Below are 20,581 nucleotides of genomic sequence, written 5' to 3'. Positions count from 1 at the left end.
CGCGCGATCCGCCGGGGTGATCGCGCCGGCGCAGGCGGTCGGGGCGGACGGGGGCGGGGGCTGTTCCGGCGTGGGCCCGGTGGGCCGCGTCGGCAGCAGGGACCGTACCGCTGCGCGCACCCGCTCGCCGCGGCCGTGCAGGAGTGCGAGCACGATCGCGGCGCCCACCGCGATCAGGTGCTCGCGTCCGGCGAGGTTGGGCACGGCGATGGACTCCCACACCATCGAGCCGCCGGTCAGCGTGAACACGACCGGAGCGCGCCGGATCACCGAGATGTAGGTGAACAGGCCCACGACGGCCGCGGAGGGCCCGGTGTCGAGGACCTGTCCGGCCTCGGGCGGGAGTCCGAAGCCCCACCAGCCGGGCCCCAGCGCGATCATCAGCCGGGCGCTGAGGGTGCCCGCCAGGGTGGTGGCGTAGGCGACCACCAGCGTCCGCCTCCGGCCCAGCGTCAGTTCGGCGAGGGCGAAGGCGAGGAACAGCTGGGTGATGCCCGCCCACACCGGCAGGTCGAGCGCCGGGACGTACAGCGACACGGGAGTGCGCAGCAGGGACAGCCACAGCGGCAGCTCGGCCCTGACGCCGCCGAGCCGTTCCACCCACAGCGCTCCGGTGGGGTGCTGGGCGATGTCGTGGAAGAAGATGACGCCGAACGCGGCGACGAACGCCAGCAGCAGCCCGGACAGTCCGCGCCGCGCGAGCCGCCGCACCGGGTCGGCCACGATGGCGTGCCACTCGCCCCGCAGCGTGCGCCCGGCGCACCGGGCGAGCCGTTCGAGCCGCGGACGCGCCCGCCCGCCGTGCCCTTCAGTCGTCATGGGACACGGCAGCCCGTCGCTCGGGTTCCCCCGTCATGCGCATCGTCTCGTCCCCTTCACCTCGCTCACGGCGATACGACCGCGGAGGCGCTTTTGTCCGCCATCCGTCCGTTCCGGACGCTGTCGGACGTCATCGTATAGATGTACGGATCCCCTCCGGCCGACCCGCCCGTCCCTGCGGGTCGCCGCGCGAGGGCGGGCCGGGGACAGTTCAGCGAGCCGGGCGGGCGGCGTCAAGATCCGCCGGGGAGGCGCGCCGGTGTGGGAAGACCCACAGGCGTGCACCGCGGGACCGGGGGGAATCGCAGGCAACCCGCACCCCGCTGGTTCCGTCCTCCGACACGGGCTCCGATCGAGCCGCGGGGCCGTGCTACGGCCGGCCGAGCCTCCGGCAGCCGTCCGGGACGGCCGGTCCGGCCGGCGGGACGGCCGCGCCCGGCGGCCGGGCCGAGCACGCCTTGACTTCGAGTGCTCTCCACCTCGTAGCGTCGCCGACGAACCGGTGCGCACGCGGCCCCCTCCCCCACCCACCCGGCTCCCCCGCACGGGATGCCGGAAGCCTCGATCCGTCGCTGAATGGAGGGAGGGCCGCGTGCCGTACCGAACGACGATCGAGTGTGCAGGAAAGGACCCCCCATGCAGAAGCGCAGGCTGCGGGAACTCCAGGTATCGGCCATCGGGCTCGGATGCATGGGCATGTCCGCCTTCTACGGCTCCGCCGACCGGGAAGAGGGCATCGCGACCATCCGCCGTGCCCTCGACCTCGGCATCGACTTCCTCGACACCGCCCAGATGTACGGCCCTCTCACGAACGAGTCGCTCGTCGGCGAGGCGATCCGTGGGCACCGCGACGAGTACGTGATCGCGACGAAGTTCAACTACCGGATGGACGACGCCGTGCCGGGCGACATGAGCACGGTGGGCCGGCAGGACGGCTCCGCGGAGCACGTGCGCAGTTCGGTGCACGGCTCGCTGCAGCGTCTCGGCACCGACCACATCGACCTGTACTACCAGCACCGGGTCGACCCGAACGTGCCCATCGAGGAGACGGTCGGCGCGCTGGGCGAGCTGGTCGCCGAGGGCAAGGTGCGGGGCATCGGGCTGAGCGAGGCGAGCGCGGAGACCATCCGGCGGGCCCACGCCGTGCATCCGATCACCGCGGTGCAGAGCGAGTACTCGCTGTGGACGCGGGACGTGGAGGCTGAGGTGCTGCCGGCCTGCCGGGAGCTGGGCATCGGCTTCGTGCCGTACTCGCCTCTCGGCCGCGGCTTCCTCGCGGGCCGCTTCTCCTCCCCCGACGAGCTCGACGAGAACGACTTCCGCCGCTCCAACCCGCGGTTCACGGACGCGAACCTGGAGGCCAATCTGCGGCTGGCGGCGAAGGTGAAGGAGATCGCCGCCGAGAAGGACGTCACCCCGGCCCAGCTGGCCATCGCGTGGGTGCTGGCCCAGGGCGAGGACCTGGTGCCGATCCCGGGCACCAAGCGCCGCACCTACCTGGAGCAGAACGCCGCCGCGGTCGGCCTCGAGCTGACCGCGGAGGACCTGGCCCGCATCGACGCCGAGCTGCCGCAGCCGGCGGGCGAGCGGTACGACGAGGCGGGCATGCGCACGGTGAACCGCTGACCTCCGCACGGCGGACGGCGGACACGCTCCGCCCCGCCGGCGGGCTGCCCGGCGGCCGGGGCGCTCCACGGCGCCGCCCGGCCGGCGCGGACCGCCGGTGCGCCGTCGGCGTCACCGGCGCCGGTGACGCCGACGGCCCGGGACGGCGACGTCGCGGGCCGGAGGGCGCCGGGCTAGCCGCCCCGACGGGCGGCGTGCCGGTCTCACTCCCGCCGGCTGGGCAGGTGGTACACGTGGAACGCCTGCCCGATCACCGGCTGGGCCACGTTGCGGACGCGGACGCCGCCGCTGGTCATGCCGTGCTCGCTGCCGGCGTGGGCGTGGCCGTGCACGGCGAGGTCGGCGCCGCCGGTGTCGATGGCCTCCGCGAGCAGGTAGCTGCCGAGGAACGGGTAGATCTCCAGCGGCTCCCCGGCCAGGGTGTCCGGCACGGGCGAGAAGTGGGTGAGGGCGATCCGCACGTCGCAGTCCTGCTCGTCCAGGTCCTTCAAGGAGGCCTGCAGACCGTCGGCGCACCGGCGGGTGTAGCGGACGAACTCCTTCATGAGCGGTTCGCCGAACTCCCCGGCGCAGCGCCCGACGAATCCGCCGCCGAAGCCCTTCGTCCCGGCGACGCCGATCCGGGCGCCGTCGGCGGTGACGACGGCGGCCTGCCCTTCCAGGACGTGCGCGCCCACGTCCCGGAGGATCGCGCTGACCTCTTCCGGGCGCTCGTCGTGGTGGTCGTGGTTGCCGAGGACGGCGACGACGGGCACCCCCAGGTCCTTGATCTCCCGGGCGACGACCGCTGCCTCCTCCACGGTGCCGTGACGGGTCAGGTCACCGGCGAGCAGCAGGACGTCGGCGCACTCGGGGAGCGTCTCGAACGAGGGGCGCAGCGTGCCCTGGCTCTCGGGGCCCATGTGTATGTCCCCGACGGCCGCGACGCGGATCATGTCAGGTCCTCTCCGTGGTCGGGCGAGGAGGTCCCGGCGACGAGCAGGTCGCAGTGGACCGGGTGCCCCGCCAGTTCCTCACGGGCCATGTGCAGGATCTCGTCCCGGCACTGGGTGGACGGCACGGTGCCGGTCAGCAGCACGGCGTCACCGCGCATCTCCAGCCGTACACCCAGCTCGCCGAGCGGTCCGGAGGCCAGGTGCTCGGCGAGGTGGGCGACGCGGTAGTCCAGGTTCCCGGCCGTCGGCGCGGGCGGCCGGCTTGCGTCGGTCATGGCTGCCCCTTCCGGGCGTCGATCACGTTCAGCCGTTCGAGCAGGAAGAGGAACGCGGCCGCCATGGGCAGGTCGCCGCAGCTCGCGCGGACCTCGTCCCAGTCGACCTTCTCGCGGACGGCGCGGGCCACCGGCAGGACCGACCCGAAGTCGCAGTAGTGCTCCGAGAAGGCACTGATCAGACTGCGGATGAGGTCCGTCGGGGACAGCACGGGCATCAGGACGGAGTCGACCGGCAGCACATGGGCCCGCTCCAGCATGCCGGGCGTGACGGGCCGGTGCGCCAGTTCGAAGATGATGTCGACGTTCTGCCCGTGACAGGTGGTCTTCAGCAGCCAGTCCTCCGGCGGGGTCCGGACCTCGAGACCGGCCTCGCGCAGGGTGGCGGCCACCACGTCGGCGTCGTCGGGCAGGACGCAGAAGTCCGCGTCGTGCTGCAGGTAGCGGCTGCCGCCGTGGGCGTACACGGCCACGCTGCCGGCCAGCGCGAAGGGATGCCCCGCGCGCTTGAGGAGGGCGCCGATCTGCTTGGCGGCCTCCAGGATCGCCTGGCTCCGGTCGTGCGGCAGATCCGGCGACTCCACAGCGGGCGAGCCCTGCTGGTCCGTTCCGTCCGGGGCGAGGCGCAGTCCGGTGACCTCCGTCCGCCGGACGGGGGCGGTTTCCTCCCCGTTGTGCGTCATGACCTCTCCGTTTCAACACCTTCACACCCCGGGGCGGCCTGTTCGGCCCCGGGGGTCGTACGGGTACCCGGCGGACCCGCACCGACACGGCGCACCGCGGAGCGGATCGGGCGCAGCCTGCGCCGGGGCCGTGCGCCGCCGCCGCTCCCCCGGCCGAGCCGCGCGGACCCGGCAACGCGACCGGCGGCGCCACGCGCACCGGGCGCCGCCGCACCGGGACGGCCGCACCCCACCCGCACGGCGGCGCCGCCCGTGACCGCCGGCCCGACACCACCGGCACGCCCGGCACCACGGCATGCCCGACACCACGGGCATGCCCGCTGACTGCCGGGAGCCTCCGCCGGGTCCGCCCGCACCGTCCCGCCGGCGGTGACGCGGCCCGGCGCGGGTGAACCGGGCCGGGACCCGGTGGAGAGCCCGACCGGGGCGTGGCCCCCCTGCGCGGCGGCACGGCCCGGGCGGATCAGGATCCCCGCCGGCACACGGGCGGCCCTGCGGCTCGGGCTTCCGTGGCGGCGCCGACCGTTCAACTCCCCTTGCGGGGAAGTTCAGTCACAAGGGTGGACCCTCACGCCGGCGCGTTGCGAGAATCTGCGGCGCCCCGACAACAGGGAGTCCCCGTGCGTCACTTGACCTCCGCGCTCGCCGCCGCCCTCGGCGCCCTCGCCCTGGTCGTCACCGCTCCCGGCACCGCCGGCGCGAGCGTCCTGCACCAACTGCCGCAGAACGCCGACGGCCTGGAACAGACCTTCTCCCCCGCCTACGACTACGACGGCGACGGCTGTTACGCCACGGCCGCGATCGGCAGCGACGGCACGATCAACCCCGGGCTGCGGCTCGGCGGTGACGTCAACGGACACTGCCACGACTACGCCCAGCTCGCCGACGCCAACACCTACGCGCGCGAGAAGTGCAACAACGGCTGGTGCGCGGTGATGTACGCCAGCTACTTCGAGAAGGACCAGGCGACCCTCGGCCCCGCGGCCATCGGGCACACCCACGACTGGGAGCACGTGGTGGTGTGGATCCGGGACGACGCGGTGCAGTACGTCTCGGTGTCCCAGCACAGCGGCTACCAGGTGGCGGCCCGTTCCTCGGTGCGTTTCGACGGCACGCACCCGAAGGTCGTCTACCACAAGGACGGCATCTCCACGCACTGCTTCCGCTTCGCCGGCGCCAAGGACGAGCCGCCGGAGAACGCCACGGGCGGCTGGTTCTACCCGCGGCTCGTGGGCTGGAACGGGTATCCCGCCGGGTTCCGCGAGAAGCTGCTGAGCGCGGATTTCGGGTCGGCCACGATCAAGATCGAGGACCGCGACTTCGCTTACGCCCTGGCGCACTCCATGCCGTCGGGGATCTCCTTCGACCCCGACGCCTGACGCCCGACGCCCGACGGCGGGCGCCTGACGCCGGACGCCCGGCGGCGGGCGCCGCGCGCCCGCCCCGACCCCGAGCGAGGTTCCGATGCCCGTACGACCGCGGCCGCTCCGGCGCGTGCTCGCCGGCCTGGCCCTGATGCCGGTGCTGCTGTCCCCCGTGGCCGCGCAGGCGGCGCCGGGCGGCCCCGCGCGGGCCCGCTTCGACCTCCAGGCGCATCGCGGCGGCCTCGGCATGACCACCGAGGAGTCCCTGGCGGGCTTCGGCAAGGCGCTGCGGCTCGGGGTGTCCACGCTGGAGCTGGACACCCAGGTGACCCGGGACCTGAAGGTCGTCGTCACCCACGACCGGCGGATCAGCGGTGTCAAATGCCGCGACACCGGCCCGGCCGCGCCCGGCGACCCGCTGTACCCCTACGTGGGCGCCTACGTGAAGGATCTGACGCTGGCCCAGATCAGAACGCTGGACTGCGGCTACCGGCAGTTGCCCGGCTTCCCCGAGCAGGAGGTCGCCCGGGGTGCCCGCATGGCGGAGCTCGAGGACGTCCTGGACCTGGTGAAGGACTACCACGCCCGCGGGGTGAAACTGAACATCGAGACCAAGGTGGAGGCCGGCGCCCCCGAACAGACCGCGCCACGCGAGGTGTTCGTGCGCCGGGTGTACGAGGAGATCCACCGTTCCGGCATCGAACGGCAGGTCACCGTCCAGTCGTTCGACTGGGGCGCGCTCAGGGCGATGCACCGGCTGGCCCCGCGGTGGCCGCTGGTGGCGCTGACGAACTACGACTTCCTGCAGGTCGGCCGGCCCGGCGCGTCCCCGTGGCTGGGCGGCATCGACGCGGACGACTACGGCGGGGACTTCGTCCGGGCGGCCGCGACGGTCCCCGGAGTGACGGCCCTCTCCCCCAACTACGGCTTCCCGCAGACCGGCAAGGTCGGCGATCCGGGCTTCCGTTTCTACTCCGACGCGGCGATGGTGGCGCAGGCGCACGCCCGCGGGCTCAAGGTGGTCCCGTGGACCTGCGACGACCCGGCGACCGTGGCGGCCCTGATGGACCTGGGCGTCGACGGTGTCATCACCGACCACCCCGACCGGGTACGGCGGATCATGGCCGCCCGCGGCATGCCGCTGCCCCGGCCGTACCGCCCGCACGGCCGCGGCCGATAGGGCGTGGGACCGCCGGCCCGTGAGGTCGCCCAGGGCCGGCGGGCCGACGCCCCTCGGTCAGCCGGGCGAGGTCGTGCAGGGCCGCACGGTGCCGCGGTGTCCTCGCGGAGACTCGCGTCCGGGACGCGCCGCCCTCGCGGGCGTCGAAGGCGTGGACGCGGGCGCTCGTGCCGGCCGGGACCCGCCGGGCCGCGACCGCCTCGGGGTCGGGGGACCCGGTGGACGGCGCGCGGCGGCGCCTGCACGGGCCGGGTGGCGCGGGTGGCGTACCAGGGCTCACGGCAGGGGCCGGCCGGCCTCCGTTCCCGTCGTGCGGACGGGGCGGGGCCGGGGTCCGGGAGGTGGGTCGGACCCCGGCCCCGGGTCTGTCACGGCTTGCGGGCGACCGCGCCGTACATCGCGATGTCCTCGTCGCGGACGCCCTGCTCACCGTTGCCGTCGGGATGCCACTTGTGCACCTGGACGATGCCGGGCTCGACCAGCTCCAGGCCCTCGAAGAACGCGTGCGCCTCGTCCAGGGTGCGCAGCCGCATCGGCATGTTGCGCGCCGCGTACTCGCGCGCGACGCGCCCCACCTCCTCGGGCGCGAACTCGGCGGTGCCGATGGACATCGCCAGGTGGCTGCCGGACGGCAGCGGCTCCAGCAGCCGGCGCACGACACCGACCGCGTCGTCCTCGTCGAGCATGAAGTGGACGATGGCGATGACGGTGAGCGCCACGGGCCGGCTCAGGTCCAGGGTCTCGCGCAGTTCCGGGGCCTCCAGGATGGCCGCCGGGTCGCGGAAGTCCGCCTCGATGTAGGAGGTGCGGCCCTCGGGGGCGCTCGCGAGCAGGCCCTGGGAGAGGGTGAGGACGATCGGGTCGTTGTCCACGTAGACGACCCGTGACTCGGGGGCCACGGCCTGGGCGATCTCGTGCAGGTTGGGGGAGGTCGGGATGCCCGTGCCGACGTCCAGGAACTGGCGCATGCCCGCCTCCTCGGCGAGCCAGCGCACGGCGCGGTTCATGAAGTCGCGGTTGGCGCGCATGTGCACCGGAAGGGCGGGCCACTCCCGGGACATCGCGTCACCCGCCTCCTTGTCGGCGGGGTAGTAGTCCTTGCCGCCGAGTATGTAGTCGTAGATGCGGGCGGAGTGGGCGTTCTCGGTGTCGATCCGGGCGGCCGGCCATCCGTTGTCGGGCAACGCCGTGTCTCCCATTCGGTCGGGGTCTGCGGGGGCGGGGGGCTTGCGTCGCAGCGTGCGGGTCACAGCTCCTTGCGCAGTGCACTGAGCAGGCTCTCGGTCCTTCTCGCGGGCGCGGCCTGGGCGCTCAGCCGGTCCAGGGCCTCGCGGTAGACCACGACGTCCTTCTGTCCGTCGAGGTACACGGCCCCGACGAGGCCGCTGAGGTAGGCGATGTCGGGCAGTTCGGGGGCCCGGAACCGGAAGAGGTGGAAGGCGCCGGCCCGCAGGGCGGGATGCGGTCCGTTGGCGAACGGCATGAGCTGCACGGTGACCTGGGGAAGCCGGTTGACCTCGATGAGGTGGTCGATCTGCGCGCGCATCACCTCGGGGCCGCCGACCGGCCAGCGCAGCACGGTCTCGTCCATCACCACCCACAGCCGCGGCGGCGCCGGTCTGGCCAGCAGTTCCTGACGGCGCATGCGCAGGGCGACCCGGCGTTCGGTGGCCTCCGCCGGGGCGTGCGGGTTGGCCGCGGTGAGCAGGGCGCGCGCGTAGTCCTCGGTCTGCAGCAGGCCGTGCACGAACTGGTTCTCGTAGGCGCGGATCTGCAGGGCCGCCTGCTCCAGGCTGAGGTAGGCGGCGAACCAGTCGGGCATGACATCGCGGTAGGTGTGCCACCAGCCGCGCTTGTTGGCCTCGCGCACGGACTGCAGGAACGTGTCGATCTCCTGCTGGTCGGTGACGCCGTAGACCCGCAGCAGCTTCTCGGCGTCCGCCAGGCGCAGCCGGGCCACCTTGGCGGCCTCCATGCGGCGGATCGTGGAGTGGCTGACCCCGATCGCCGCTCCCGCCTCGGCGTAGCCGAGGCCCGCCCGGGTGCGCAGTTCCTCCAGTTGGCGGCCGAGGATCATGCGCAGCACGGAAGGGGCGCCGCCCCAGTCGGTCTCCGCGGTCACGTCCACCCCCTCGTCCGTCTCCGGTCGCCTCGCACGCGATCGCTCGCCCCACCCATTCGATCACGTTCCGACGGAAGCAGCATGCACTTCGCCACTTGCACATTTCAATCTGCCGGTTGCGAAGCGTTGTCGGCGAGTGCCAGAGTGGACGCACTGCTCCGGCAGACCCGAGGAGCAGGCGGCGCGCCCGGCTCGGGGAGACGGGCCGTGCCACGGTTGTCCGGGAGGCGGTGCGTTTCGTTCGCCGCACGAGCGGCCGGCCGGACACCGAACACCCCCCGCACGCAAGGCCGGACGAAAGGCGCACGGCGATGGCTCCGCCCTCCCCGCCACGACCGCACCACGACGGGAGACCGGACCGTCTTCCGCGCGCGCAGGCGTTGTCACCGCTGTCCGCGGTGCCGCTCCCGCAGGAGGCGGCGGACGCCGTGGCCGGCTTCTGCCGGATCCCGGACGGCGGGCAGCGTCCGCACCGGCCGCCGGTCCCCGCCGGGGACCCCGCGCCGGCCGGAGGCGAGCGGGCCGGACGGCTCCCTGGCCCCGACGGCCTCGCCCGGCTCGCGAGCGGGGCCGTGCCCCCCGGCACCGCTGCCCCCGCCCGGCCGGCGCCGGACCACCGCACCGCCGCCTTCGAGGTTCCGGCGCTGCCCTCGGCCGTGGGCGCCGCCCGCCGGACGGTCCGCGGCCTGCTGACGGACTGGGGCGTTCCGGACGGCGTCCGGGACGACGTGCTCCTGGTGGTCTCCGAACTGGTCACGAACGCGCTCGTGCACGCGGCGGGCGAACGGATCGGCTGCCGGCTGCACGGCGCCGGCGGCCGGGTGCGGATCGAGGTCGAGGACCAGGCCGGGGGCCCCACGCTGCCGGCCGCCCGCCGCGCCGGCCCCGACGACCGCAACGGCCGCGGCCTGTTCCTGGTCGAGGCGCTGAGCCTCGACTGGGGGGTGAGACCGGTGCCCGGCCGGTCCGCCCGCGTGGTCTGGGCGGAACTGCCGTCCGGCCACGGCTGACCCCCGCCCGCCCCCTGTCTCCCGGACCGTCCCCCACACCCGTCCGAAGGACCGCCATGCACCACACCGCCCCCGCCCCGACCGCCGTCCCCTCCCCCGCCCCGTCCGCCGACCCGTCCTGGACCCGCACCCACCCCAGGCCCGGCTCGTCGAAACCGGCCGGCTGAACCGCCGCCCGCGCAACTCCCCGCACCGGAAGTCCCGGACCGGCCAACTCCCGTGGCACGTCCTTGCCGTAGCCGAGGTCCTTGTTCGCACGGTTCCAGTTCTCCCACACCTGGAAGCCCTCGTGGATCTCCTGCCGCAGCGGGCGACCTGGCAGGTACGGACAGGGAGTCCCACAAAAGCCGCCTGGAGCCGGCGCGCGAATTGGGGGCGCGGGATGTCGGGGCATAGGTTGACGGCATGGTGGAGGGGACGAACTCCGCGGCGCAGACCATGCCGCAGGGACAGCGGACAAGGGGGCGGCATGCCGCCCGGCGGGTGAAGGACGAAGGCGGGCTGGCTCGTTCGTCTTTGCTGATGGCTGTCGGCACGGTGGTGTCGCGGGCGACGGGGCTGATCCGTCAGGTGCTGCAGGCCGCGGCTCTGGGAACGGGCCTGCTGGCCAGTACGTACAACACAGCGAACACCGTGCCGACGAGCTTGTACACGCTGCTGATCGGCGGCGCGCTCAATGCTGTGCTGGTGCCGCAGCTGGTGCGGGCCCGGGCCACGGAGCCCGATGGCGGGCGGGCCTACGAGCAGCGGCTGGTCACGCTCGTCGTGTGCGTGTTGGGAGTGGGGACGGCGCTGGCGGTATGGGCAGCGCCGCAGATCGTGAGCCTGTACATGCGGGACACCCCGGACGGCCACAAGGCGTTCGAGCTGACGGTGACGTTCGCGCGGTTCCTGCTGCCGCAGATCTTCTTCTATGGCCTGTTCGGCATCTACGGGCAGGTGCTGAACGCGCGTGAGAAGTTCGGCGCGATGATGTGGACTCCCGTGCTGAACAACGTCGTGCTGGTCGGCATGTTCGTCGCCTACCTGGGGCTGATGACGGTGCCCGACCAGGTGGAGGACATCACCGCCGCCCAGGTGCGGCTGCTGGGGATCGGGACGACCGCGGGTATCGCCGTCCAGGCCCTGGCGCTCATCCCGTTCGCCAGGGCGGCCGGTTTCCGGTTCCGGCCGCGCTTCGACTGGCGGGGCACCGGCCTGGGCAAGAGCGTGCACGCAGCGAAGTGGACGCTGCTGTTCGTCCTGGCCAACCAGGTCTCCCTGACGGTGGTCACGAACTACGCCAACGCCGCCGACCAGGAGCTGCCGCAGGCCGGCGCAGGCTACTCCGCCTATACCTACGCGCAGACGATCTGGATGCTGCCGCAGTCGATCGTGACGGTGTCCTTGGTGACGGCGCTGCTGCCGCGCATGAGCCGGGCCGTCGCCGAGGGCCGCATCCCGGACCTGCGCGCGGACCTGTCCCGGGCGCTGCGGATCAGCGGCGTGGTCATCGTGCCCGCCGCCTTCCTCTTCCTCGCCCTGGGGCCCCAGATCTCTTCGCTGCTGTTCGCCCACGGAGCAGCGGATGCCGCCTCAGCCCGCCCACTGGGCCACATGCTGCAGGCGTTCGGGCTCGGCCTCATCCCGTTCTCTGCCCAGTACCTGCTGCTGCGCGGCTTCTACGCCTTCGAGGACACCCGCACCCCGTTCTTCATGGCAGCTTGGAACGCGGGCGTGAACATCGTCCTGGCCACGGCCTGCCATGTGGCCCTGCCCGCCCGCTGGGCGGTCGTCGGCATGGCCGGCGCCTACACCCTCTCCTATGTGGCCGGTCTCGCACTTACCGCGCATCTGCTGCGCCGGAGGCTCGGGGGGCGCATCGACGACGGAGGTCTGCGCCGCACCTACGTGAAGCTGCTGTGCGCCGCGTGCCCGGCTGCTGGGCTGGGCTGGGCCGCGGCGCGTGCGTGCGCTGGGCTGGGAGATGGAACGTCGCCTACGGCTGTCGCCTTGGGTGCCGGGGTGCTCGCGACAGCCCTGACGTATCTCCTTGTTGGCCGGTTGCTGAAAGTCGACGAGCTGCGTCGCCTGCCCGGGATGCGTTGAGTCCAGGCAGACGACGGAAGGAGGCGGGTGAGAACGCCCGGGCATCAGCCGCCGGCATGGGTGTCATGTCCGGCGACGTGCGGCGGGGTCGCGCTCGGCGACGTGCCGGGCGACCGCGTCGAAGCGAGGGCGGCTGCACCGCTCCAGGGAGCGGACGGAAGCGTGGCGAGGGCGGGCCAGCAGCATCGGGGGGGACGTACCGTCCTCGATGTCGTTGAGGGGCCAGCGGATTGGCCGGCAGCCGGGTGTTCTCATCGAAGATCTCCTCGGCCCCGCCGGTAGGAGAGCCGGGCCCGGCCGGTCTCCTCGCACACGTCCGGCGTCGCCGTCCCAGTCGGCGCCCTTCTGCCGGTGAGGAACAGCGGGCCGCGGGTGCGGCGGACGACCAGGAGGCACCACTTGGCCGTAGCCGTACGAGAACAGCGCCCGGGACGGTGAGGCTCCCGGGCGGTGTGAGGGCTATGCGCGGCGGGCGTCGGCCGAGGGGCCGGTGGAGACGTGCCGGTGGAAGCCGGCCGTGATGCGGACGCCGACCGGGTCGCAGGCGACGGCGAGCATCAGGTCCGCCGGGCTGAGCCCGTGCCGCCGGGCCAGGGGTACGGCGGGAACGGCACGGCGGCGAGGACGGCGATCAGCAGCTGCTCGCCGGTGGGGCAGGACCGGGCGCCCGCGTCACGTGGGGTGGGTCGGGCCGACTCGGAGGGCATCGCGGCCTTGCTCGGCCGGGTCGGCGGTCAGTCGGCGGCGGTGAAGGCGAGGACCGCGTTCTGGCCGCCGAAGCCGAAGGAGTTGCTGACGGCGGCTCGCATCCGGCGCCGGCGGGGTGTCTTGACCACGACGTCCAGGTCCATCGCCGGGTCGAGGGTGTCCAGGTTGGCGGTGGGCGGGATCAGCTGGTGGCGCAGCGTGAGCACGGTGCAGGCCGCCTCGATGGCCCCGGCGCCGCCGATGGCGTGCCCGATGGTGCCCTTGACCGCGGTGACGGGAGGCGGCCGGTGGAACACCCGGTGCAGCGCGTTGTGCTCGGCGGCGTCGCCCTGCGGGGTGGCGGTGCCGTGCGCGTTGACGTGGTCGATGTCCTCGGGGGCCAGGCCGGCGTCCGCGAGGGCCCCGCGCAGGGCCTGGGCGGCGCCCTCGCCGTCGGGGCGCGGGGCGGTGAAGTGGTGGGCGTCGCAGGAGGCCCCGAAGCCGGCGAGCAGCGCCTCGGGCCGTACGCCGCGGGCGCGGGCGTCCTCGGTGCGTTCCAGGACGAGGACGGCGGCGCCCTCGCCGAGGACGAAACCGTCCCGGTCCCGGTCGAACGGGCGGGACGCGGCGTGCGGGGCGGCGGAGCGGCGGGACAGGGCGCGCATCTGCGCGAAGCAGGCGGCCGTCATGCGCAGCCGGGCGGACTCGCTGCCACCGGCCAGGACCAGGTCGCAGCGGCCGGACAGCAGCCAGTCCCGGGCCAGCCCGATGGCGCTGGTGCCGGAGGCGCAGGCGGTGCTGACCACCATGTTGGGGCCGCGTGCGCCGAGGTCCAGGGCGATTTCGGCGGCGGCCATGTTGGGCACGCTGCGCGGCAGGGCGAGCGGCGAGACGCGGTCGGGGGTGTGGCCGGCGAGCCGGTCGAACTCGGCCTGCCAGCCCTGCATGGAACCGGTGCCGACCCCCATGACCACGCCGACCCGGACTCCGTCCGCCCCGTCCCAGCCGCCCGGGGCGAGCCGGGCGTCGGCGACGGCTTCGCGGGCGGCGATCAGCGCGAAGGTCGTGAACCGGTCGAGCCGGCGGGCGAGCCGGTGCCCGAGCAGAGCGGCCGCGTCCAGGCCGGGCACCCGGCAGGAGAAGGCCACCGGCAGTCCGTCGAGCGCCGGGTCGGGGGCGGCGGTGGACTGCCCGGCGCACAGGCCCGCCCAGGCCGCGTCTCTGCCGATGCCCGCCGGGGTGACCAGTCCGAGTCCGGTGACGGCGACCGGGGCCCGGCGTACGGATGCTTTCACGCGCTGCATGGGGCGTGATTATCCGGGCCGGGCGACACGGCTCCGGGCCGCGGCAACTCGATCGGCCCAGGACAGCGGGACACGACCACCCGGATGCGCGAATCCGGCCGGGTGACGGCCGCGGGGTAGCCGTCGACGCCGGGGGCGGCGGTGGCGGGTTCGCCGGTGTCAAGGGCGGCGGGGTCGGTGTCGCCGGTGCCAAAAGCGGCGGTCAGGGCGGTGGACGCGGTGGAAGCGGTGGTCCAGGCTCGGGCGAGCGCGGCCTCGATGTCGGCCGGCGGCCGGTCGGAGGCGGCCGGCCGGAGGGCGGCACCGACGTGTACGTGCACACGGGGGCGGCGCAGTGCGGCGCAGCGGCGCGGTGGCCCAGCCGGCGAGCTGCTCGGCGCGGCTGCCGGGGGCGGCGCGCCGGTGCCCCGGTGCTCCCGGACGGTCACGCGGCCTGCTGGTTCACCTGAGGGCGGTCAGCCTCCGCACCGCGCCCCGCACGACCGCCCGCCCGCCCGGACGGTGGAACTCCGGTCTCGTCCGGCTCGCGCTGTGAGGGCCCGGCCCGGCCCGGGGCACCCGCCGCAGTCCGGCGGTGGCGGGCACGGCGGGGCGCAGGCCGAGCCGGTGCAGGGTGCCGAGGAGCAGCACCGGGTCGAAGACGAGATGTGGTCGGCGGCGAGGCGGCGCCAGGCGGTGGACGCCGCTCTCACGGCGGTGCCGCCGAAGACGGGCGCCAGGGCCCCGGCCCCCGCGGACAGTGTCGGGCGCTCCTCTCCGCCGTACGTGCCCGGATCTTCATCGGCGGCGCCGCACGCCGGTGCTGCCCCGAATGCCTGCCCGGCGTGCGGGTGCCCCGGGCCGGTGGCTGAATGGCCGTCATGGACTTTCTCGCCGCGTACGACGCGATCCCGGAGGACGACGTCCCGCAGCGGGTGGCCCTGCTGCAGCGGGCCATGGCGACCGGCAGGGCGGCCCTGTTCGCCGAGCTGCGCGCCCGCCGGCCGGTGTTCGGCACGCCCGTCGGCGTGTTCGTCACCCGTCACCCGGACGTCCTGGAGGTGCTGTCCGCGCCGGAGACGTTCACCGTGGGCGTGTTCGGACCGGCCCTGGAGGAGGTGCTCGGGGCGCCCTTCATCCTGGCCCGGGACGGCGCCGACGTGCACTGGCGGGAGCGCGGGTACGGGCAGGTGATGCTCGCCGCCGAGGACGCGCCCCGGGTGCGGGAGCTGACCGCGCGCCTCGCCGACGAGGTGCTGGACGAGGCGACCGGCCGGGGAACCGGCACCTTCGACCTGGTCCAGGACTACGCCCGGGTGGCCGCCGCCCGGGTCGCCGTCGCCTACCTGGGCTTCACCGGCATCGACGAGGAGACGCTGCACTCCTGCACCCGCCGGATGCAGTGGGCGTTCGCCGTCAACCCCGGCCGCGACCCCGAGATCCACGCGGCGGGCGTCGCCGCCGGCCGTGAACTGCACGACCGGGTGGCCGCCCTGATCGCCCGGCGCCGCGCCGCGCCGCCCGGTGACGGCCACGACGACGTCCTCGGCCGGATGCTGCGCACCCCGCTGCCGGCCGAGTACGGCTTCGACGACGAGCGGGTCAACGCCAACCTGGTCGGCTACCTCACGGGTTACCAGCAGAACGCCACCCAGTGCACGGCCACCGCGGTCAAGGAACTCGCGGTGCGCCCCGAGGTGCTGGCCGAGGCGGAGCGCGCGGCGGGCGAGGAGGACCCGGCCCGCTTCGACGCCTACGTGTGGGAGGCGCTGCGGTTCCACCCGTTCGTGCCGGTCACGCCCCGGCTGTGCGTGCGCGGGCACGTGCTGGCCGCGGGCACCCCTCGGCAGACGGTGATCCCGGCCGGAAGCGTGGTGCTGGCCTGCCTCGCGTCGGCGATGTTCGACGAGGAGGTGCTGGACGCGCCCGCGGAGTTCCGGCCCGGACGCCCGCCCGCGCACGACCTCGTCCTCGGCTACGGCGCCCACGACTGCCTCGGCAAGCACGCGGCGCGGGTCATCGTGCCCGAGCTGGTGCGGCGTGTGCTGCTGCGCCCCGGCGTCCGCCCGCTGCCCGGCGGGGAACGCGCCCTGGACTACGCGGGCACCCCGTTCCCGCAGCACTACCCGGTGCGCTCCGGCCGCACCCCCGTGACCGCCCCCTGACCCCAGGCGCCGCCGGGCGCCGGCCGGCGCCGCGATCGGCCACCCGGACCCGCCCCCGACCGACCGGAGGACCCATGACCGTCACGTCCCGCTCACCGCAGGCCCGTACCGTGCCGTGGACCGGGGCCAGGGACAGGTCCCGGGACGGCCTGCGCAACCGCTTCGAGACGCATCTGCTCACCCATTACGGCCCCGTGTGGCAGGCGGTCCGGCGCAGCAGGCGGCTGCACCGCACGCTCAACGCCAGACTCATCGACCAGGCCGTGCTGAAGGCGCCGCCGCGCCCCAACCCGCTGAGCACCAAGGCCCCGTACACCTCCTGGGACACGCTCACCGACCGCTCGTGGGTGGGCCGGCACCTGCCGCCGGCGGCCGAGCCTCGGCAGGGCCTGCCCGCGCCGGAGAGGGTCGCCGAGCTGTTCCGCCGCGAGGGCGGGGGCCGCCGCTGCCCCCGGTCCACGGCGCTGCTGCCGGCGTTCGCGCAGTGGTTCACCGACGGCTTCCTGCGCGGCCACGCCGCGACCGGCGACCCGCGGCGCACAGACTCCCCGCACACCCTGGACATGTGCCAGCTCTACGGCGACCGGGAGGAGGTGACGGCGTGCCTGCGCACCTTCGAGGGCGGCCGGATGAAGAGCAGGATCATCGACGGGGCCGAGTTCCCGCCCGCCCTGTGCGCGGGAGGAAGGATCAGCGACGAGTTCCGCGCGATCCGACCGGTCCGGTTCGACGAGGTGCCCGCGCAGTACGTGGACACGCTGTTCGCGTGCGGCGGGGAACGGGTGCACGCCCACATCGGGCCGATGGCGATGAACGTCCTGTTCCTGCGCGAGCACAACCGGGTCGCGGACGTCCTGGCCGCCGCGCACCCGGACTGGGACGACGAGCGGGTGTTCCAGACCACCCGCAACACGCTGATCGTGATGATGATCCGGGTGATGCTGGAGGAGTACATCAACCACATCACGCCGTACCACTTCCCGTTCGTCCTGGACCCCGTCCGCACGGACCGCGGGGTGTGGCACCGGGAGAACTGGGCGACGATCGAGTTCAGCCTCGTCTACCGCTGGCACACCCTCATCCCGTCCACGTACGCCATCGGCGGCCGGGAGGTGCCGCTCGCGCAGACCGTCGCCAACGGGCAAATCCTGCTGGAGCGGGGGCTCGGCCCGCTGTTCGAGGACCTGTCACGGCAGCCGGCCGGCCAGGTGGGCCTGTTCAACACCGACGCGCTGCTGCTGCCCCTGGAGACGCACAGCGTCGCGGTCGGGCGGGAGCTGCGACTGGCCTCGTACAACGACTACCGCGTCCACTACGGCTTCCCGAGGGTCACCGACCCGCGGCAGATCTCCGGCGACCCGCGGGTCCAGGAGGCGCTGCTGGACATGTACGGCGACGTCGACGCGATCGACCTGTACGTCGGGCTGTTCGCGGAGGAGCCGGAGCCCGGTGCGATCTTCGGGCGGCTGCTCGAACGGATCATCTCCGTGGACGCGTTCTCGGAGGCGCTGAACAACCCGCTGCTCGCGCCCCGTCTGTTCACGCCCGCCACCTTCTCCCCCGAGGGCATGCGGATCATCCGGGAGACGCGCAGCTTCTCCGACCTGGTGCACCGCAACCTGCCGGAGGACACGGGCCGTTACTTCGTGTCGCTCGGCAGGAGCGCGGCGGACGTCCGGGCCGCGGCCCGCTGAGTCCCCGGCCCGGCTGGCCCCGGCCCGGCGTACGTGCGGGCCGCGGCCCGCCGAGCCGGGGGTCAGTGCCCGACCGGGGTCAGTGCCCGACCGGGGTCAGTGCCCGGCTCGGGCGTGCGCGAGCAACGCCTCGGCGGCGGTGCGCAGGTGCTGCGCCGCCGTGGAGCAGGCGACGGCCTGCCGCTCCAGGGTGGGGCGGCTCCACTCCGGCGCCGCCTGGCAGCCGTCCAGCGCGGCGGCGGTGGCGCGCAGCCGCCGGGCGTACTCCTCCATCAGCTCGGCGTCCGACCGCAGCGTGCCGGCGCGCGCGAGGAGGCCGGCGTCGGACGCCGTGGCGCGGGGGGACTCGGTGACCATGATGTGCTCCCGGTTCGCTCGGGGTGCGGGGGCGGGCGTCAGCGCGGCAGGACGGCGCCGGAGCTGCGGTGGAGCATGAACTGGGGGCAGGTCAGGACGAACAGGGGCCGGGCCGCGTCGATGCCCAGCCGGCGCACCTGTCCGGCGAACGGCTCGGCCGCCGCGGTGTCCAGCCGCAGCCGGACGCCGCCGCCCCGGTGCAGCCGCAGCCGGCCGTGGGCCCTGACCAGGGTGCGGACCGTGCTCTCGCCCCGGCGGCCGTACAGGATCCAGTCGGCCTCCGGGCAGCGCACGCCCGGGCCGGGGCGGCCGTCGACGGTGAGGCCCAGGTCCGGGGAGCGCGCGCTGACCTCCCGGCCCATCAGGTCGGCCTCGACGGTCATCCGTAGCGCGGGCTGGCCCCAGACCTCCCGGGCGACGACCCTGGCCTCCTCGCTGGTGACGGCGAGGGAGAGGACGTAGCGGCCGGTGCGGCGCAGGTCGACGCGGCGCAGCAGGTCCCGTGCGACGTCGTACGGGCGGGGCCGCCACAGGTCGTCCACCAGGACGGACAGGACGGCCTCGGTGTACGGGCCGATCGTGGTGCAGCGGTGCTCGTACAGCGACAGCACCGCCATGGCCCGGCCGCCCAGCCGGCTCGGGGTCATCCAGGTGACGCCGGGCAGCAGGCTGCGGGCCGTGCCCGCGTCGACGGGGAAGCACAGGTGGGCGGCGGAGGAGTCGTAGTAGCGCACGGGCATGTCGACCGGGCCGGCCGTGGTCGGCACGGAGGCGGTGGGCAGGGTGAGGAAGGGGTAGCCCTCGGGCGGGTTGGCGCGGTCCTTGAGCTGGTAGGCCTGGGTGCGCACGACGGGCCCCCGGTACGGGGCGAGGGCTTCGTCGACGTGCTCGCGGGCCTCCGGGACGACGGTTCGCAGGTGCTCGATGTACTCGTGGAGCATGTGGCACAGCGGGAACTCGTGGGTGGGTCCGATGTAGTCGACCTCGTACCAGTGGGGGTGCGGGTCGAACGCGGAGCCCGCGCCGCGGCCGTCGAGGACGGGCACGATGTCGTGCTGGTTGGTGATGCTGGCGACCCAGGTGCGCGGGTCGGCGGGCTTCTTGCCGTCGATCGGGGAGCCGACGGCGACGACGTGCGTCACCCGGTAGGTGCGGCAGAACTCCTCGTCCTGCGCGAGGTTCATCACCGCGATGCCGCCCTCGCTGTGCCCGATCAACGCGAGGTCGGCGCCGCGCGGGATGCCGTAGTCCGCCAGGGCGAGCAGCATCGACCGGGTGTACGGCGAGTCCGTCATGAACAGGTTGCGCCAGGCCCCGACGAAGTCCTGCGGGGAGTCGTTGCGGGGGCGGCCGGGCGCCATGCCGGGCGCCTGGACGACGTACCGGACGACGCCGTCCGGGCCGCGCACGTTCTGCACCAGGATCCGCCCGTCGGTGGACAGCGCCTCGATGTTGCGCAGGAAGCCCAGGAAGGAGCCCTCCGTGGCGACGACCTGCTTCTCCTGGTCGGTCAGTTCGACGGCCTCGGCGGCCCCCTCGCCCTTGTCCAGGCCCGCGAGCCGGGCGGCGCTGACGCCGTGCAGCGGGTCGGCGGACAGCTCCCGGCCGGTGGCCAGCGCCCAGCCGGTCTCGTCGTTCTTCGGGTCCTCGTCCAGCAGGGCGCGGATGGCGAGGAGTTCGGCCATCAGCGGGGCCAGCCCGGACAGCGCGCGCTGGGCCCCCTGGTCGCGGAAGAGCGCGCGCAGGGCCCGTACGGCCTCCAGGTCCCGGTCCGCGGCGACGGCCTCGGTGAGGCGGCGCATGCCCGGATCGCGCTGGAACTCCGGGTGGTCGACGAGCACGGCGGCGATCCGCAGCCGCAGCGAGCTGACGGCCACCAGCGCGGCCAGGCTCTCCCGGCCCAGCACCTCCCCCGCCGCGCCGAGCAGGTGGCCCACGCCCCTGGGCGCCACGATGGCCGAGCCGCCCAGGCCCTGCCTGCTGGTCAGCGCCCTCAGCAGCGCCCAGCGGGCGGCCACTCCGGTGCGGGGACGGCGGCGCGCGGAGGCGGTCAGGGCCGGGGCGAACAGCGTGGCGCTGGTGCGCGCGGACACCGCACGGATGCCTTCTGCGACGTCCACCACGTCCCGCGCGCACCGGCGCAGCAGTTCCCTGGCGTCCTGGCCGTCCGGCGCGGGCCGTCCGGGTGCGGTGCCGTCCGCTCGCATCCGACGCTCCCTCGCTCGACGACATGGGGGCGGGGCCGCACCGGCGGTGCGGTCCCGCCCCCATGGTCGGCCAGGGCGACCGGGCC

Annotated in this window: 17 protein-coding genes; 7 read left to right on the top strand and 10 right to left on the bottom strand. The window is 74.4% G+C overall.

Features of this window, described 5'->3' with window-relative positions; translation table 11 throughout:
* Positions 1 to 819, bottom strand: an 819-nt coding sequence (locus ABZ261_RS17580) for a hypothetical protein (protein WP_356860021.1), incomplete at its 3' end; no start/stop codon positions are given.
* A gap of 636 nt (positions 820 to 1,455) precedes the next feature.
* Between ABZ261_RS17580 and ABZ261_RS17575 the strand changes: the two genes are divergently transcribed.
* A complete protein-coding gene (locus tag ABZ261_RS17575) occupies positions 1,456 to 2,445 on the top strand; it encodes an aldo/keto reductase (RefSeq protein WP_356860019.1) in 990 nt (329 codons plus the stop codon).
* Between the two features lie 203 nt (positions 2,446 to 2,648).
* Here the strand turns inward: ABZ261_RS17575 and ABZ261_RS17570 are convergent, their stop codons facing one another.
* Genes ABZ261_RS17570 through ABZ261_RS17560 form a run of 3 tightly spaced genes read right to left on the bottom strand, consistent with a single transcriptional unit; the run spans position 2,649 to position 4,338 of the window.
* Entirely contained in the window at positions 2,649 to 3,380 is a 732-nt protein-coding gene (locus ABZ261_RS17570; protein WP_356860017.1) for a metallophosphoesterase, read from the bottom strand.
* Positions 3,377 to 3,655 carry a BON domain-containing protein gene (locus tag ABZ261_RS17565; RefSeq protein ID WP_356860015.1) on the bottom strand — a complete coding sequence of 93 codons (279 nt, stop codon included), beginning with the start codon at positions 3,653 to 3,655 and terminating at the stop codon, positions 3,377 to 3,379. Before ABZ261_RS17565 ends, ABZ261_RS17570 begins: the two co-directional genes overlap by 4 nt.
* Complete coding sequence (locus tag ABZ261_RS17560) at positions 3,652 to 4,338, bottom strand: hypothetical protein (protein WP_356860013.1); 687 nt, start codon at positions 4,336 to 4,338, stop codon at positions 3,652 to 3,654. Before ABZ261_RS17560 ends, ABZ261_RS17565 begins: the two co-directional genes overlap by 4 nt.
* A 620-nt stretch (positions 4,339 to 4,958) precedes the next feature.
* Here ABZ261_RS17560 and ABZ261_RS17555 point away from each other — a divergent pair.
* Both ABZ261_RS17555 and ABZ261_RS17550 read left to right on the top strand, forming a co-directional pair.
* Positions 4,959 to 5,717 carry an NPP1 family protein gene (locus ABZ261_RS17555; protein WP_356860011.1) on the top strand — a complete coding sequence of 253 codons (759 nt, stop codon included), beginning with the start codon at positions 4,959 to 4,961 and terminating at the stop codon, positions 5,715 to 5,717.
* Positions 5,718 to 5,802: 85 nt separating this feature from the next.
* Entirely contained in the window at positions 5,803 to 6,882 is a 1,080-nt protein-coding gene (locus tag ABZ261_RS17550; RefSeq protein WP_356860009.1) for a glycerophosphodiester phosphodiesterase family protein, read from the top strand.
* Positions 6,883 to 7,250: 368 nt separating this feature from the next.
* Here ABZ261_RS17550 and ABZ261_RS17545 read toward each other — a convergent pair whose 3' ends face one another.
* A complete protein-coding gene (locus ABZ261_RS17545) occupies positions 7,251 to 8,066 on the bottom strand; it encodes an SAM-dependent methyltransferase (RefSeq protein ID WP_356860007.1) in 816 nt (271 codons plus the stop codon).
* Between the two features lie 62 nt (positions 8,067 to 8,128).
* Positions 8,129 to 9,004 (bottom strand): helix-turn-helix transcriptional regulator, encoded by an 876-nt coding sequence (locus ABZ261_RS17540; protein ID WP_356860005.1) that lies wholly within the window; start codon positions 9,002 to 9,004, stop codon positions 8,129 to 8,131.
* 398 nt (positions 9,005 to 9,402) lie between these two features.
* Between ABZ261_RS17540 and ABZ261_RS17535 the strand changes: the two genes are divergently transcribed.
* Positions 9,403 to 10,014, top strand: coding sequence for an ATP-binding protein (locus ABZ261_RS17535; RefSeq protein ID WP_356860003.1), 612 nt, complete (start codon positions 9,403 to 9,405; stop codon positions 10,012 to 10,014).
* Between the two features lie 405 nt (positions 10,015 to 10,419).
* Positions 10,420 to 12,102, top strand: a complete 1,683-nt coding sequence (gene murJ, locus ABZ261_RS17530; protein WP_356860001.1) for a murein biosynthesis integral membrane protein MurJ — start codon at positions 10,420 to 10,422, stop codon at positions 12,100 to 12,102.
* A gap of 557 nt (positions 12,103 to 12,659) precedes the next feature.
* Here the strand turns inward: murJ and ABZ261_RS17525 are convergent.
* Positions 12,660 to 12,809, bottom strand: a complete 150-nt coding sequence (locus ABZ261_RS17525) for a hypothetical protein (RefSeq protein WP_356859999.1) — start codon at positions 12,807 to 12,809, stop codon at positions 12,660 to 12,662.
* 27 nt (positions 12,810 to 12,836) lie between these two features.
* On the bottom strand, positions 12,837 to 14,093 hold the full coding sequence (locus tag ABZ261_RS17520) for a beta-ketoacyl-[acyl-carrier-protein] synthase family protein (protein WP_356859997.1): 1,257 nt from the start codon (positions 14,091 to 14,093) through the stop codon (positions 12,837 to 12,839).
* A gap of 860 nt (positions 14,094 to 14,953) precedes the next feature.
* Here ABZ261_RS17520 and ABZ261_RS17515 point away from each other — a divergent pair.
* Positions 14,954 to 16,237, top strand: coding sequence for a cytochrome P450 (locus tag ABZ261_RS17515; protein ID WP_356859995.1), 1,284 nt, complete (start codon positions 14,954 to 14,956; stop codon positions 16,235 to 16,237).
* A 74-nt stretch (positions 16,238 to 16,311) separates the two neighbouring features.
* Complete coding sequence (locus ABZ261_RS17510; protein WP_356859993.1) at positions 16,312 to 17,931, top strand: peroxidase family protein; 1,620 nt, start codon at positions 16,312 to 16,314, stop codon at positions 17,929 to 17,931.
* A gap of 96 nt (positions 17,932 to 18,027) precedes the next feature.
* Here the strand turns inward: ABZ261_RS17510 and ABZ261_RS17505 are convergent, their stop codons facing one another.
* Together ABZ261_RS17505 and ABZ261_RS17500 are read right to left on the bottom strand one after the other, a co-directional pair.
* Positions 18,028 to 18,288 (bottom strand): hypothetical protein, encoded by a 261-nt coding sequence (locus ABZ261_RS17505; protein ID WP_356859991.1) that lies wholly within the window; start codon positions 18,286 to 18,288, stop codon positions 18,028 to 18,030.
* Positions 18,289 to 18,326: 38 nt separating this feature from the next.
* A complete protein-coding gene (locus ABZ261_RS17500) occupies positions 18,327 to 20,495 on the bottom strand; it encodes an acetoacetate decarboxylase family protein (protein WP_356859989.1) in 2,169 nt (722 codons plus the stop codon).
* Positions 20,496 to 20,581 lie beyond the last annotated feature (86 nt).

Source organism: Streptomyces sp. NPDC006193, from assembly GCF_040613915.1.
GTDB lineage: Bacteria > Actinomycetota > Actinomycetes > Streptomycetales > Streptomycetaceae > Streptomyces.
The sequence above is the reverse complement of the archived record's forward strand: the minus strand, read 5'-3'. Positions and strand labels throughout refer to the sequence as shown.